The following is a 14,681-nucleotide window of genomic DNA, read 5'->3' on the forward strand; positions in this document are numbered from 1 at the left end:
CAGTTAACATAAGATAGCCACCTCGTGTGGCTATTTTTTTGAATTCCCCTATAAATGTAGTGACAACTTTTGAGGAAATTATAATGTCAATGGAAACGATTAGTTTACCCAATCAAACATTCCCGACAACTACAGGTTCTGTGAATTTAACTGAGTTGAATACAGATTGGCTCATCATTTATTTTTATCCAAAAGATTCAACACCTGGGTGTACAACGCAAGCTGTTGGTTTTTCATGTTTGAAAGATCAGTTTGATGCGCTTCATACCACTATTTTCGGTGTTTCTAGAGACTCAGTAAAAGCCCATCAAAACTTCACCGAAAAGCAAGCTTTAACAATCGATTTGATTAGCGATAAAGAAGAAGTGCTTTGCCAACACTTTGATGTGATTAAAGAGAAAAATATGTATGGAAAAAAAGTGATGGGAATTGAGCGTTCAACTTTTATTTTTCATCAAGGCAAACTCGTTAAAGAATATCGTAAAGTCAAAGCTGCAGGGCATGCTGAACAAGTGCTTGAAGATTTAAAAGCTTTGCAAAACTAATAAAAAAACCCACGATTGACGTGGGTTTCATCTACTTATACTTCTTTTTAACTACAATTAGAAATCAAAGCTTACGCCAAGTTTATAGGTACGTCCTGCACCCAATGTGGTAAAGCCACTGTTAAATACACCCGCCCAATATTTTTCATCTGTGACATTGTCAATATTGGCACGGAAAGTCGTATCTACACCGCCAAGATTGGTTGTGTATTTCGCACCGATATCGAGTAACGTATAGTCAGGAAGTTCGAGCGTATTAGTATTGTTGAGATATTGGCTATATACATAGTTAGCACGTGCATTCACACTTAAACCATCCACCGGGAGTTTATACTCAATGCCAAGCCCTGCTGTGAACTCAGGTTGACCTTCTACTGTATTTCCCGAAAGCTCAACTTTTCCACTCATACCTTTGGTATATTCAGCATCAATATAAGCCAAGTTACCCCAAATAATCACATCATCTGTGACATTGCCTGAGAATCCATACTCAAGTCCTTTCGAGGTAGTTTCACCACCATCGGTCGTAATCTGAGTCGATCCATTGATCGGGGTGGCATAAACCTCTGTAATTGTACTTGGTTTTTCAATTTGATATGCAGCAAGGGTATGTAACCAAGAACCATGTTGATATTTTGCGCCCACCTCATACTGTTTAGTTTGGAATGGTGCGAATGTTTTTCCAAAATTTACATCTGTTTCCGTCGTTACAGTATTGCCTTGAGACAACCCTTCTACATAACTTGCATAAAGCGAGATATCTTCACCCCAAGGTTTGACAACGATGCCTAAACTTGGCGATAGTTTATTTTCACTATAATTATTCTTCGGATTTGTTGGATTATTAATATCAATCTCTTGATAACGTGCACCTAGAATAAATTGCAGTTTATCATTTAACATTGAGATCTGATCTGTCAATGAATAACTGATGTAGTCATTATCTGCGGTTTGAGAAATTGCAAGGACGCTGGGCATAAAACCTGCATTACTTGGGTTATACAAGTTGGTGACAAACTTAGTTTCACCTGCTTTACTGTGCATATTCGTATCTCGATGCAAATAATCCGCTCTAAGACCGACAGTATGGTGAATATCTCCTGTATAAAATGCGCCTTCCAAACCTAAGTTTGCAGTAGTATTTCGTTGGTTCATTTTCACATGATAGTACTGAGAATTTGCATTGCCAGTTTCATCTGTAACAACCAAACGCGTCCCAAATAAATGTCCTTGATACTTCTGTTCAGCAGTGCCAATCCCTGCAATAACTTTTAGATTTTCAAGTAATTTATATTCACTTGATAAGCCCACGTAATTCGCAGATTGTTTACCCCAAAGATTGGGCAAATAATTACTACGTCCATCAGGTGCATCCAATACTTTACCTAACGTGGCAAATGAGACCATAGCTGGCGAGCCACCTTTACGATCGTCTTTAGTAGAATAAGCATCTAAGTTAATTTTTGCTTTATCGGTTGTCCAATCTAGACCCAAGACCGCTGAAATTGTTTCATCTTCTAGGCCATCCACCACATGCTCACCTTGACCATAATTGGCACTTAGACGTGCACCAAATTCTTGATCTTGGCCAAAGCGGCGTGCAACATCGAAACCAGACTTATAAAAGCCTTCCTCTTCAAAATTCGCGGTTACACGAGTTAATTCTTTTTCTGCACGCTTAGTATTAGCGATAATCACACCACCGACACTACCGCCCGGTGCCATACCAGCAATTAATGCATTCGGCCCTTTTAGTACCGTAACTGAACTCAAAATATCAGTAGATACTCGACCTGAAGGCGCCATACCATAAGCCCCATTTAAATTCAGATCATCCCAATTGACATTGAAACCACGGATATTAAAGTTTTCATTGAGATGCCCACTATTGGTCGTGGTACGAACACTTGGGTCGATCTTTAAGACATCCATAATGGTATGCGCGTGTGCATCTTGAATGGCTTGATCGCTGTAGTTACGGATGGTAAACGGCGTGTCTAACACATCCTTTTCACCTAAAATATTCAGTGTAGCTTTTTTTTTCAGTTTACCTGTGACATCGGTTTCTTGTGAGTCTGCTTTTACTACAATAGTTGCCAATTGTGTTGGTTCTTGCGCAACTGCAAAACATGGTATAGAAACTAAAGACAAAAATAATAGATTTCTTTTCACGTGGATGCCCTCTTATATACGGTTTTGGGCACATCATACACAATTTAAATGATAATGATTTTTATTTATAATTAATTTATCATTAATATTTACTTTTGTTTTTAACTAATTCACAGTTATATTCGATCATATTACAACCTTAGAAAAGTATCTCGTCCAACTTATTCAGAGCGACTTAGTTTGAAAATTTAAGTAAGCATAAATATCAAGTTATCGATCGAAGCACAGTGAATCTAGCCATGAATAATCTAAGACAGTATTAATTAAAATTTTAAATATGATCAAAAATTATGAGGTGGTTCTTAGAGTTACAGATGCTGTGATCAAACATTTGGAAAATAAAAGTTATCTTTTAAAAGGTTTTTTGCACAACTCCATGCTTAAATTTCTAGTTAACTAATTAAATGATAGGCGATGTACCACATGATTAAAGCAATCAAAATATCCAAAACTTGCCATGCGCGGGGATTGTGAAAGTAAGCTGATAGATATTGCGCACCAAAACCCAAACTAAAGAAAAATAACCATGATGCCGTGATCGCACCGATGGCAAACGATAATAAGTGATCTTCAAATTGCGTCGATATTGCGCCTACAAGCACGACAGTATCTAGATACACATGGGGATTCAGCCATGTGAATGCCAAGCAAACGAGAATAATTTTAAACCATGAAACAGCCGTATGATGATCAAGACACATCGATTTTTTGGTCGAAAATGCTTGATAAAAATGATGGACACCATATACCACTAGAAATGCAGCCCCACCCCATTGTGCATATTTCATCACTTGTGGATGGCCTGAGACAAACTGCCCAAATCCAAATACACCAGCCAAAATTAAAAGTGAGTCTGAAAAGGCACAAATGAGGCAAATGGATAGAACATATTCTTTTTTTAAGCCCTGTTTAAGCACAAAAGCATTCTGAGCGCCTATCGCCATAATCAAACTTAAACTCGTTACAAAGCCATTAAACAGTACGGATAAAGACATAAAACACCTAATATTTATCATTAGGCGGATTATGAACAATTCAATCTTAAATTGAGTATTATTAAATTAATATTAAGTTCATTAAGTTTTATTAAATCATGATCTTCAATTATAAAGACTGTGTCGCGTTTATCACCGTGGCGGAAACTGGAAGTTTTGATCTAGCTGCTAAAAAGCTTTGTCTCTCTGCTGCCGCAATTACTCTTCGTGTCCAACAATTGGAACGGCAGATTGGTCAAACATTAATCCTGAGAGAACGACCTTGTCGTGTGACACATTCAGGTGAAATATTGCTTGAACATTTATTACGGCAAAAGCGTCAAGAAGAAAATGTTCTGCAACTTATTCAGGGAAAAAATCTAAATTCTGAGTTTTATAAAATTATCATTGGAACGAATGCAGATTCATTAGAAACATGGCTCTTGCCTGCGATTGCTGAACAGTTAATAGAGCAAAAAATCACAATACAACTTCGAATAGATGATCAGGATCATACGCATCAATTAATGGAATCAGGCTATGTAAATGCGTGTATAAGCGCTGAATCCCAACCCATGACAGGTTGCCACTCAGAATTTTTGTTCACGATGCGTTATCAAATGGTGTGTACGCCAGAATTCAAATTAGCATGGTTTAAAAACGGACTAAATCGCGATTCCTTTCGCCGTGCGCCTGCGGTTATCTTTAATGATAAAGATCATTTACATGAAACGGTTCTACTGAATCAATTTGGATTACCGCAATCTAGTTATCCATATCATTATGTCCCCTCTTCTAAGTCATTTGTCGATGCAATCCAACTCGGCTTAGGCTATGGCATGGTGCCTGAACTGCAAATTCAAGACTTACTCGACCAAGGACTATTGATTTGTTTGTTGCCTGAGGCAACACAAGACGTTGATCTATATTGGCATCATTGGAAACAGCAGTCCCCACAACTCAAACATATTACTGACATACTCATGACATTAAAAAGCAGTGAGTGAATCACTGCTTTCTTTTCATCGATTTAGTTGGCTTTCCACTGCCCTTCAAGCTTGATATTCACTTTTTCGCCAATTCCACCAATCGCTTTGCGCATACCGAAATCACTACGGTTGATGACTGTTGAAGATTGTACATTCAACACATTTGGATTCGATGCATTTGGAGTTAAAGTTGTATCAAATGAAACTGGGCGTGTCACACCACGCATGGTGAGTTGTCCATCAAATTTGTATTTATTATTTCCTAAAGCACGAATTTGATTACTTTGAAAGGTCACAGTTTTATATTTGCTTGCATGAAAGAAACTGTCACCAAAGACCATATCCTTTAAAGAGTTTTTGCTCAGTTTAAGGCTATTCACATCCATCACAAATTTAGCTGAACCTTGATTAGGCTGTGCCGGATCAAAATTCATCTGTGATTGATACTTTTGAAATTGCCCATTTACAATCGACATTCCTGCAGATCGGATATCAAAGCTGATCTTACTGCTAGGTGATAGTGTCCATGTTTGCGCTTGAGCAAAAACAGAAGCAGATAACAGCACTGTGGCCAAACTCATTTGTGTAATAGTACGCACGATTTCCCTCGGTTTTCTTGTGTTAAACACAATCATTCAATTGATTCACTCAAACTTGTACTGTCTTGACGTTGGTATTTAGTTTTAAGTTGTTGGTAAATTTCTGAATTTTGAAACGCTTGTAAAAATTGAATAGTTCCGTGGGGAAGTTCTTTTTCCATAATTTCCCCCCGATAGTATGCTTCGCGAAGTGGTGTTGCAGAAATTGCACCTTTTAAACTATCGAGTTCCAACATCTCCCACTCTGGGAAAAATTTTAGATAATAGGATGAGTCATCTTTAAAGTGGCCGATTAAGCCAACTTGATCATTTGGCTGTACGACACTCGCCACTAAAGATTTGACCAATTTTTGCCATTTTTCATCATTATAAACATCAATGACGTGTACAAATTTGATTCTTGCCTGTTGATCAGGAGAAAAGTTAGACAAAATCATCTGTTCACGTTCAATGGCTAAAAATGGATTTTTTATATTCCGCTCTAATTGAGCAGAACCAAGCGCTAAAATAACGTTCTGGCTATGCGTCAACGCAATTTTAATGGTTTCCATATGTGCGAAATGAAAAGGCTGAAAACGTCCGATATAAACCAAATAATCAAATTTATAATTCATCGCCAAGTCACGTTTATGAACTGATCAGTTATGTCACTCTTCGCCAGAATACGACATAATAGATTTCATAAAATCTATATTAATTGAAAGCAAGGATAGTACGATGTCATTAAGTTGTATTCAACAACCTCATGAGCATTTAAATGCAAAATTAGAAGATGGTGTGCTGACCTTGGCGATTAATCGTCCTAAAGCCAAAAATGCATTATACGGCGAATTATACCTATGGATCGCCAAAGCCCTTGATGAAGCAGACAAAGATCAAGCTGTTCGTGTGGTCATTTTACGTGGCGAAGATGCGGATTTCAGTGCTGGTAATGATATGCAAGACTTCATGAAATCTGCGGCGATGAAAGATCAAATTCGTCCAGAAGATGGTCCTCCTTTTGTGCTTTTAAAATCTGCTGCTAAATTTTCTAAACCACTGATTGCTGCGGTACGTGGTGTTGCAATTGGTATTGGCGTAACGATCTTATTGCATTGTGACTTAGTTTATGCAGATAACACTGCTTTGTTCCAAATTCCATTTGTAAGCTTAGGTCTTTCACCTGAAGGCGCATCTAGTAAATTACTAGCACGTCAAGCAGGTCATGTGAAAGCAGCAGAACTTTTATTAACTGCTGATAAATTCGACAGTGAAAAAGCATTGGCTGCAAACTTGATCAACAGTATTGAATCTGACGTTTATGCAACTGCCGCTCAAAAAGCCACTCAACTGGCTTCACTACCACTTGCTTCTCTCGTGCAATCTAAAGCCTTAATGAAACATGATGTTGATGAGATCGTGTCCTGGATTGATCATGAAGCAGTAATCTTTATGGGGCGCGTCGGTTCTCCAGAAATGATGGAAGCTGTACAAGCTTTTATGCAAAAACGTAAACCTGATTTCACACAATTTAATTAAGCTAAAAGATCCGAGTCTCACGACTCGGTGAATACTCTCTATCTAAGGAATGGATCATGACGACTGAAAAAAAACGCTACTACGAACCTGCACCACAAGGCATTGATGTTGAAAATTTCAAAAAGGTCGTGACCAGTCGTCGATCTGTTCGGAAGTTTACAGGAAAACCTATACCGTCTGATATCCTCGATCAATGTTTAGATTTAGCACTCTTGGCCCCTAATTCATCTAACTTACAACCTTGGACTTTTTATGTTGTCCAAAATCCTGAAAAGAAACAAAAGATTGTAAAAGCGTGTCTAAATCAATGGGCTGCGCGCACAGCGGCTGAATTGATTGTCTGTGTCGCACGTACAGATCGAATTAATGAAATGGCAAAGCTGAATATTCAAGAATTTCCATTTCCTGAGATTCCTCCACTCGTCAAAAAATATTACACCTATATTCCACTGAATTATAAAACGGGTTACTTAAATGCAATTGGTAACTTTAAGAAAGTAACTTTCAAAGTAGCACGTACTTTTGACAAACAAATGCCTGTTACCGCTTTTACACCTGCGGATGCCAAACTTTGGGCAGCGAAGACAACAGCTTTAGCCTGCGAAAATCTTGTACTCGCGCTCAGAGCTTATGGATTCGACAGTTGTATGATGGAAGGTTTTGACGAACCTTTAGTATGTAAAACATTGGGGCTAAATGCTAAAGAGTTTCCAATTATGGTCATTGGTGCGGGAGAGCGTGCTGAAGATGGTGTGTTCTTCCCACAATATCGTTTCGATCGAGACTTATTTATTCAAAAAGTTTAAATGTAATATCACACATTTTTGATGAATTATTTTTCGTGTTGACACTTCAAACAATTGCTTACTGTTTGTAGTGTCAATTTTTTTCTTTTATCTCGATTTATATTTTTGATTGTATTTTTCCAAAAATGATTTTAAGCCAAAATATTAATTGAGAATAAGATGAAAATTAAACTTCCCTCAAGCATTGTTAAACATATAGATCATTCAGCTCTAGTAAATGGTCAAGCTTTTGATGCAAACACTGCGATCCACACACCTCTCGGAAAATATACCTGTGTACACTACGGGATCATGATTCCCAATCTACCTGCCCCATTCAACTTCTTAAATATGATTGTGGTTGCAGGACAACCTCTCGTTAAAATATTCAGAAATTCTCATTTAATAAAAACTTCAGATTTAGATACCGCAAATCTATTAATTGGTACTGCTGCAACGCAGCCTAATTTATTTTCTGGATATAGTATACAGCATGAATGTTTACTGGCGACTAATGGTCAATATCTCAAATTCGGTAATGACTTAGTTATAGAGGTTAACTACCCAGACATTAAAGCAACTCGCCAAGGTCATGCTTTCAATTATGAAATTAAATTAAAAGCGACTGATAAAATCGCACATTTCGTTAAACTCGCCGGAAGCATGTATGAACATTGGTCACTGCTTTGTGAGTACCAAGGATATTTAGTAATCGATGGACAGAAAACTCAAGTTCAAGGTCTATGCACCTTCGAATATGCACGTGGTGTCAATATCAACATTCCCATTCGATTTTTTACTTATCAAATCTTAAATATTAATAACCACACTCAAGTCTTATTTGTGGACACTCATGGTCCAATGGGCTTAGTTTTGCAAAGTCGTGTTTATGTTCGTTCTGTAGATCATCATGGAGGAATATACGAACGAGGGCTTGAATCTGTGGTGCATGAATATGAGCCTGAACCTGTAACTACACCAAATGGCATTAAAATGCGTTTACCTCGAGTCTTTGAATGGCAAGTCAATGATGATCAAGGCAATCTTCTGATTTCTATTTATGGCAAGGCTAATGGCGACTTTAAATATGGTATGGCTGGCGGTTATGCAGGTAGTTACCAATATTCAGGTCAATTCAAAGGTCAGCATATTCAGGGTCGAGGTTATATTGAGTATATTGATCCTATAAGCAATTAAGCGCTTCAAAATAAACTTTCAATAATTAAGCCTCATGAGATGGGGCTTTGACATTTAAAGACATGTTCATTCATTCAAATTATTTCTAAACTCATTTCAACATTATAATTTCAGCATTTTAAACTGAGGATAGAGCATCCTTAGTTTTTCCAATGCATGACTTGAGTCTTGAATATCGGTATGAGCGCAAGAAAAAGTAAAATCAGAACCGATGCTGGTATTTTTCCAAGCATGGTATACGAGACACTGCAAAATATGGGCGTTGATGTGGATTTAATATTTTCGCAATTAAATGCGTTACAACATCCAATCGACTATCCTCAACGCGATTTAAGATATGACAATCGTGTTCAAAAAAAATTCTGGGAACTCACAGAAGTTATTACACAAAATTCCAATATTGGTTTAACTGTCGGTCACCATCTCCCCACTTTTCGTGGTCAACTTTTTGAATACATTTTTTTAAGTAGTGCAAATTTTGGCGATGCATTAAAAATAGCAATGAAATACTATCAATATTTCACTACAGGATTGGATATTGAACTTCACATAGAAGATGACACCGTTACCCTAAAAGGTTTTCATCACCCTGTCCGTCATTATTTAGAATGTACGATTACCATTGTTTTATCTTTTTTTGATTATATCAGTCAGGGAAAATTTCAAGCACAAGAAATTTGGCTCAGCTACGACAATACAGAATTTCAGGACTTATATCATGAGCTATGGCATTGCCCAGTTTATTTTAATCAGCCTTATGGTTGTATAAAATTCAAAGCAGAAATTCTAGAATATGCCTCTCCGTCTGCTCAGCCTGATTTATTTCTGTTACATCAAGCTATCATTGAGAAGCACATTGAACTTGTAGATAAACATGAACTAGTCATTCAAATTGAAGAGGCTTTAGGCGAACAACTAAAATTAAGACAATTCGCTCTAGAAGATATCGCAAGAATTCTTAAACTCTCCCCGCGTAAAATCCAAATTTCACTCAAAGATATTGGAACGAATTACGAGAATGTTCTAACGTCATTCAGACAAAAACTTGCTCGTCAGTTATTAGCGAAAACCACACTCAAACACGATGAAATAGTCTATTTAATAGGATTTTCAGAGCCATCAGCCTTTTCTCGAGCCTTCAAATATTGGACAGGAGAATCTCCATCCTCGTATCGTCAGCGCATACAAAATTCAACCGATCATGGGTCAATAGAAATAATGTGTAAGAATTCAAAAGCTGGTTCTTCATAAGGATGACTGGCTTTTAATGCACGTGCCACTTCTATGGCTTTATCTTCAGGCACAATAGTTTCTACACGCCACTCTTCAACTTGTTCAAGCTCTCCGACTTGACCTATAAATGGTTGAGCCCCATTGACAGGTTTAAATTGACCTAAGCCCTTGACCTGCCAAGCACATTGCTCATAATCACCAATTCCGCCTGCACCTGCTTCAAATACTGCCTGCTTCGTCAACTCTAGATGTGATTCTGGTACAAAATAGATCAGTTTAAGCATGAATAACCTCTTCCGCGCTTTTCCCCTCTGTTGTCATTTGCATAAGGGCTTCAGTAATCATTTTCAATGCAATATTGTTTGAATGACGATGATAATTCGCATATAGACCAAGCTGTGGTAATTGCTCATCTGTTTTCACAATTTTGATATTATGATTTAAAAACTTCAGGAGGTATTCGGGAGCAAAACTAAAGCCCATTCCCAAATTAATCAGATTGATATGCTGTAATACATTAGTTACCCACAACATTTGATCATCCATCTTTTCGAAGGGAACTAGAACATTTAATTTGTCATAGAATATTGGTGAAGCATTTTGTTCACACATAATCACTGATGAATTTTTTAATTCTTGTAGTTTCAATGTCCGTTCTGAAGGATGAAGATTGTCCGCAGCCACCAAATAAATTTGTTCTGTCAGAATATGGATATCTTCATAATCTGAATGATCCATTTTGTATCGAGTAAAACATATATCAAGTTCAGCATTTCTAAGTTTTTGTATTTGCTCAGTACAGGTCAAACTGTGTAAATGAATTTTAAGATTAGGAATATTCTTTCTTAACTGTGCCAGAATGCTAGGCATCAATTTCAGTTCAGCTACATTCAAAAATCCAATGTGAATCTGATTATTCTTTTGCTTAGCAACCTGTCTAGCAGCAGCTACAGCTTGCTTGGCATTGTCCAGCGTCAAAGCTGCGTATTTTAAAAATGCTTCCCCCTCATCAGTCAGTTTGACTTTACGAGTGGTCCGATCAAATAAAGTAACACCGACTTCCTGTTCAAGATCTTTAATTTGCTGACTGAGTGATGGTTGTGCGGTATAGAGCTTTTCGGCAGCTTTAGTAAAGCTTTGCTCTTGAGCAACAGTCATAAAATACCGTAAATGTCGTAATTCCATATCTCAATCAGCCCATCGTGCATAAGTGCACTTTCATTACTTTGAATTTTATATAGATCGATAGTTTATATGAATACGACTATAGATCACTGCACTTTTTTTCTAGACTGACTCAATTCAAAAACTCTCCCCATGTATTCAATTCATTTAGGAAAAAGCATGTCTCAACATTTTGACACTGATGTTCTTGTTATTGGTACTGGTCCTGCTGGTTCAACTCTGGGGCTTGCCCTTGCCAATTATGGCGTAAAAGTTCAATTGTTTACCCAGTTTAATTGGTTAGCCAACAGTCCTCGTGCACATATTACTAATCAACGTGCCATGGAAGTCCTCCGTGATTTAGGTATCGAAGAACAGGTGAAGGAAATCGCAACACCTTGGGAACACATGGGTGAAAGCCTGATCACAACCAGTTTAGTCGGCGAAGAAATTGCCCGTATCAGTGCTTGGGGCACAGGCGATGAACGTCATGGCGATTATATCAAAGGAAGTCCATGCCCTTTAGTAGATCTTATCCAACCTAAAATGGAAGCGCTACTCGTTAAAAATGCGGCTGAGCGAGGCGCTATTTTTAACTTCAATACTGAATATTTATCTCACGTACAAGATGAACACGGTGTGACTGCGACTTTCCTCAATCGGATAACCAATACCGAATTCAATTTACGCGCCAAATACTTGGTGGGAATGGATGGTGCACGTTCAAAAGTCGTTGAACAGCTTGGATTACCCCTTGAAGGCGTGATGGCACGGGCTGGTACAGTCTATGTAACCTTCAAGGCAGATTTGTCTAAATACGTTCAGCACCGTCCTGCGATTTTGCAATGGATTGTCAATCCTGAAGCCAGTTTTGGTGATTTAGGTATGGGGCTATTGCGTGCTATCACCCCATGGAATGAGTGGATTATGGGTTGGGGCTTCGATATTTCTAAAGGTGAGCCTCAAGTGACTGAAGAACAAGTTCGCGCACGCCTTGATGCCTTCGTTGGTGAGCATGTAGAAGATGTCGAAATTCAAAAATTGTCTTATTGGTACGTGAACCAAACATGGGCAACTGAATATTCGAAAGGTCGCGTGTTCTGTGGTGGCGATGCCGTACATCGTCATCCACCATCAAGTGGTTTAGGCTCAAATACCTGCATGCAGGATGCCTTTAACCTCGGTTGGAAACTTGCATATGCAGTTAAAGGTTGGTCTAAACCTACGCTTCTCGATTCTTATACCGTTGAACGTGCGCCTGTAGGTAAGCAAATTGTTGCACGTGCCAACCAATCACGATTTGATTATAAACACCTCAAAGAAGTTTTTGGTTTTGATCAAGGTGTAACAACCCAAAAGCAAATGCTGGAGCGTATTTTTGCTGAAAATGAACAAGGCGCTGAAATACGTACAAAACTCTACAATGCATTAGCAATTAAAAATTTTGAATTTAATGCTCAAGGTGTTGAACTGAATCAGCGTTATAGCTCAAATGCTGTCATCTCTGAATCAGAACCTGAAGTATTTAAACAAGATGATCAACTTTACCTACAAGCCACTACACGCCCTGGAGCAAAAGTACCGCATACTTGGCTCATCAATGCTAAAGGTCAAAAAGTTTCAACTCTAGATATTACGGGCAAAGGTCATTTTACCTTACTCACAGGCCTCTCAGGCAAAGGCTGGAAACAAGCTGCTGAAAAACTTAATCTTGGGTATTTAGATGTTATTCAAATCGGTTCAAGAGATTATCGTGATGTCTATGGTACATGGAATGCGAAGTCTGAAATTCATGAGTCTGGTGCTGTTTTAGTACGTCCAGATGGCTATGTTGCTTGGCGTTATCAAGACAGTACCAATGAATCTTTTGATTTTGAAAATACGCTGAGAGCAGTACTGAAACAGATTCAATTGATCATTTAACTAATAAAAGCCACCAAACGGTGGCTTGCTAACTTGGATGAAATTTCATACGAATGTCAGCATCAGTGAAGAAAGGACTTTATGATGGTAGTCAAAATTTGTTGGATACGTTTATTTGAATCTTTTTATCCGATATAAACGCAGCTTAGCTTGGTATTCCCTTGAGATGTTTCATCAAAACTCGGCTCACTCTCCCACTTTTCACCGAAGTATTTTTTAAGTTGATACAGTACGGTCGATGGGTGACCTTCAAAAATAAAATAATAAGCGCCTGATTCACTCTCTGAAGTTTTAATTGCTTGAAATGCAATTTTGATGACTCGCACACCATACTTTTTAAAATTCACAGCAAAATCATCTTGAACCATATGTTTGGTTTTATAATTTTGATAAGCATAGATTCCCTGATAAACATTATGGTCTAATTTAATTTCCTGTTTCGTCTGATTTAATTTAATTCCACGCTTTTTTTGTTCATTAAGATCATTTGAAATTTGAACGATTTGCGCTGACGATTGACAGTTTAAAGAATTTAAATTCATCAGTTTATCAACTGTAATATTTGTTGGATAAGCATGACTGCACATAAGTGCCAAGCCTGTTAAAATCAATATTTTTTTCATAGTGACTATTCTAAAATCTAAAATTTATAAAACATTATAACCACGAACAATCTGATGACTCGATTGAGTTTTAAAGTTAAATAATAGTTACTCAGTTTAATTTCACAGGTATTTTTAAGCTCCAAATGTATTTTTCATATGATTCAAAAATTTAAAAAATATTTACTCTACAAAATTCTTTATTTAATTGTTTATTGAAATAGTAGAATTAACTTATAGAGGGCTTTTGATAAAAATCTGCATCACTACTTGTGAGTGACTGTTTGGATATATTCCGTTATTGAACAAAATAGTCATTATTAAGTTTTATTTATACAAATCATCATTAAAGCAAAAAAATTAGCTGGGTATTCAAAGGATTGTCACATTTCTTTCATATCATGACATGGTTCAATTATGAACATATTATAATGAAAGGAGTTTAAAATGAATAAGTTAATTTTATCATCCCTACTTTTAGGTTTATCTGTTCCAGCGCTCGCTGACTTTAATTGTAACGGTGTAATTAAGAATAAAACCATTGATGACAATGTAAAAGTGACACAACCATGTACGCTTGATCAAGTTACAGTCAAAGGCAATGTAATGCTCTATTCAAATGCGCAAGCAACTATTTTAAATAGCACGATTGACGGTAACCTCGAATCTAAAGGAAATTTCGGTCAAGTGACGGCTAAAAACAATAGCATTGACGGCAATATTCAACTTGAAAAAGGTAAAACGATCCAACTGCACAATAACCGTGTAGATGGCAATATTGAACTTAAAGAAAATCGTTCAAGCATTCAGGTTACTGCAAATCAGGTCTATGGTAATTTAAAATGTGAGTCAAATAGCCAAACTCCAAAAGGCGGACAAAACCGCGTTAAGGGGGACAAAGAAGGACAATGTCGTAGCTTGTAATCATTTATTCGATCAGCATCAACTTAAAGATTCATGAACTGAGCTTTAAATTCGAA

General features: G+C 37.4%; 15 protein-coding genes. 8 read left to right on the top strand and 7 right to left on the bottom strand.

All coding sequences use genetic code 11. The features are described 5' to 3' along the window. Window positions 1-89 precede the first annotated feature (89 nt). Window positions 90-545: a peroxiredoxin gene (locus BMW42_RS08410; RefSeq protein ID WP_171260701.1), complete on the top strand. Its 456-nt coding sequence runs from the start codon at window positions 90-92 to the stop codon at window positions 543-545. 57 nt (window positions 546-602) lie between these two features. Here the strand turns inward: BMW42_RS08410 and BMW42_RS08415 are convergent, their stop codons facing one another. Together BMW42_RS08415 and BMW42_RS08420 are read right to left on the bottom strand one after the other, a co-directional pair. Continuing rightward, entirely contained in the window at window positions 603-2,717 is a 2,115-nt protein-coding gene (locus BMW42_RS08415) for a TonB-dependent receptor (RefSeq protein ID WP_092767077.1), read from the bottom strand. Window positions 2,718-3,109: 392 nt separating this feature from the next. Continuing rightward, window positions 3,110-3,712, bottom strand: coding sequence for a LysE/ArgO family amino acid transporter (locus BMW42_RS08420; protein WP_092767078.1), 603 nt, complete (start codon window positions 3,710-3,712; stop codon window positions 3,110-3,112). Window positions 3,713-3,813: 101 nt separating this feature from the next. On the opposite strand from BMW42_RS08420, the gene BMW42_RS08425 reads away from it, so the two are divergent. Continuing rightward, window positions 3,814-4,698, top strand: coding sequence for a LysR family transcriptional regulator ArgP (locus tag BMW42_RS08425; RefSeq protein WP_092767192.1), 885 nt, complete (start codon window positions 3,814-3,816; stop codon window positions 4,696-4,698). 23 nt (window positions 4,699-4,721) lie between these two features. On the opposite strand, the gene BMW42_RS08430 is transcribed toward BMW42_RS08425, so the two are convergent. Then, complete coding sequence (locus BMW42_RS08430) at window positions 4,722-5,279, bottom strand: YceI family protein (protein ID WP_228143107.1); 558 nt, start codon at window positions 5,277-5,279, stop codon at window positions 4,722-4,724. 32 nt (window positions 5,280-5,311) lie between these two features. After that, window positions 5,312-5,893 (bottom strand): nicotinate-nicotinamide nucleotide adenylyltransferase, encoded by a 582-nt coding sequence (locus BMW42_RS08435; RefSeq protein WP_092767079.1) that lies wholly within the window; start codon window positions 5,891-5,893, stop codon window positions 5,312-5,314. Window positions 5,894-5,996: 103 nt separating this feature from the next. Here BMW42_RS08435 and BMW42_RS08440 point away from each other — a divergent pair, with 103 nt between their 5' ends. From BMW42_RS08440 to BMW42_RS08455, 4 genes are all read left to right on the top strand, one after another. Further along, a complete protein-coding gene (locus tag BMW42_RS08440; protein WP_035267231.1) occupies window positions 5,997-6,797 on the top strand; it encodes an enoyl-CoA hydratase-related protein in 801 nt (266 codons plus the stop codon). Between the two features lie 56 nt (window positions 6,798-6,853). Further along, window positions 6,854-7,603, top strand: a complete 750-nt coding sequence (locus tag BMW42_RS08445; RefSeq protein ID WP_092767080.1) for a nitroreductase family protein — start codon at window positions 6,854-6,856, stop codon at window positions 7,601-7,603. A gap of 159 nt (window positions 7,604-7,762) precedes the next feature. Next, window positions 7,763-8,779: a DUF6670 family protein gene (locus BMW42_RS08450; RefSeq protein ID WP_092767081.1), complete on the top strand. Its 1,017-nt coding sequence runs from the start codon at window positions 7,763-7,765 to the stop codon at window positions 8,777-8,779. A gap of 168 nt (window positions 8,780-8,947) precedes the next feature. Then, window positions 8,948-10,030, top strand: a complete 1,083-nt coding sequence (locus BMW42_RS08455) for a helix-turn-helix domain-containing protein (protein ID WP_228143108.1) — start codon at window positions 8,948-8,950, stop codon at window positions 10,028-10,030. Here the strand turns inward: BMW42_RS08455 and BMW42_RS08460 are convergent. After that, a complete protein-coding gene (locus BMW42_RS08460; protein ID WP_092767083.1) occupies window positions 9,979-10,296 on the bottom strand; it encodes an NGG1p interacting factor NIF3 in 318 nt (105 codons plus the stop codon). The genes BMW42_RS08455 and BMW42_RS08460 overlap by 52 nt on opposite strands. Further along, window positions 10,289-11,197 carry a LysR family transcriptional regulator gene (locus BMW42_RS08465; RefSeq protein ID WP_092767084.1) on the bottom strand — a complete coding sequence of 303 codons (909 nt, stop codon included), beginning with the start codon at window positions 11,195-11,197 and terminating at the stop codon, window positions 10,289-10,291. Before BMW42_RS08465 ends, BMW42_RS08460 begins: the two co-directional genes overlap by 8 nt. A 159-nt stretch (window positions 11,198-11,356) precedes the next feature. Between BMW42_RS08465 and BMW42_RS08470 the strand changes: the two genes are divergently transcribed. Further along, entirely contained in the window at window positions 11,357-13,099 is a 1,743-nt protein-coding gene (locus BMW42_RS08470) for an FAD-dependent oxidoreductase (protein ID WP_092767085.1), read from the top strand. Between the two features lie 125 nt (window positions 13,100-13,224). On the opposite strand, the gene BMW42_RS08475 is transcribed toward BMW42_RS08470, so the two are convergent. Beyond that, window positions 13,225-13,722 (bottom strand): hypothetical protein, encoded by a 498-nt coding sequence (locus tag BMW42_RS08475; RefSeq protein WP_092767086.1) that lies wholly within the window; start codon window positions 13,720-13,722, stop codon window positions 13,225-13,227. Between the two features lie 426 nt (window positions 13,723-14,148). Between BMW42_RS08475 and BMW42_RS08480 the strand changes: the two genes are divergently transcribed. Next, window positions 14,149-14,625, top strand: coding sequence for a hypothetical protein (locus tag BMW42_RS08480; RefSeq protein ID WP_092767087.1), 477 nt, complete (start codon window positions 14,149-14,151; stop codon window positions 14,623-14,625). The last annotated feature ends 56 nt before the right edge of the window (window positions 14,626-14,681 follow it).

Source organism: Acinetobacter sp. DSM 11652, assembly GCF_900109815.1.
Lineage (GTDB): Bacteria > Pseudomonadota > Gammaproteobacteria > Pseudomonadales > Moraxellaceae > Acinetobacter.

Coding starts and splice junctions, on each gene's coding strand:
- BMW42_RS08410 (WP_171260701.1), top strand. CDS start 90: ATGGAAACGATTAGTTTACCCAATCAAACATTCCCGACAACTACAGGT.
- BMW42_RS08420 (WP_092767078.1), bottom strand. CDS start 3,712: ATGTCTTTATCCGTACTGTTTAATGGCTTTGTAACGAGTTTAAGTTTG.
- BMW42_RS08435 (WP_092767079.1), bottom strand. CDS start 5,893: ATGAATTATAAATTTGATTATTTGGTTTATATCGGACGTTTTCAGCCT.
- BMW42_RS08440 (WP_035267231.1), top strand. CDS start 5,997: ATGTCATTAAGTTGTATTCAACAACCTCATGAGCATTTAAATGCAAAA.
- BMW42_RS08445 (WP_092767080.1), top strand. CDS start 6,854: ATGACGACTGAAAAAAAACGCTACTACGAACCTGCACCACAAGGCATT.
- BMW42_RS08450 (WP_092767081.1), top strand. CDS start 7,763: ATGAAAATTAAACTTCCCTCAAGCATTGTTAAACATATAGATCATTCA.
- BMW42_RS08460 (WP_092767083.1), bottom strand. CDS start 10,296: ATGCTTAAACTGATCTATTTTGTACCAGAATCACATCTAGAGTTGACG.
- BMW42_RS08465 (WP_092767084.1), bottom strand. CDS start 11,197: ATGGAATTACGACATTTACGGTATTTTATGACTGTTGCTCAAGAGCAA.
- BMW42_RS08470 (WP_092767085.1), top strand. CDS start 11,357: ATGTCTCAACATTTTGACACTGATGTTCTTGTTATTGGTACTGGTCCT.
- BMW42_RS08475 (WP_092767086.1), bottom strand. CDS start 13,722: ATGAAAAAAATATTGATTTTAACAGGCTTGGCACTTATGTGCAGTCAT.
- BMW42_RS08480 (WP_092767087.1), top strand. CDS start 14,149: ATGAATAAGTTAATTTTATCATCCCTACTTTTAGGTTTATCTGTTCCA.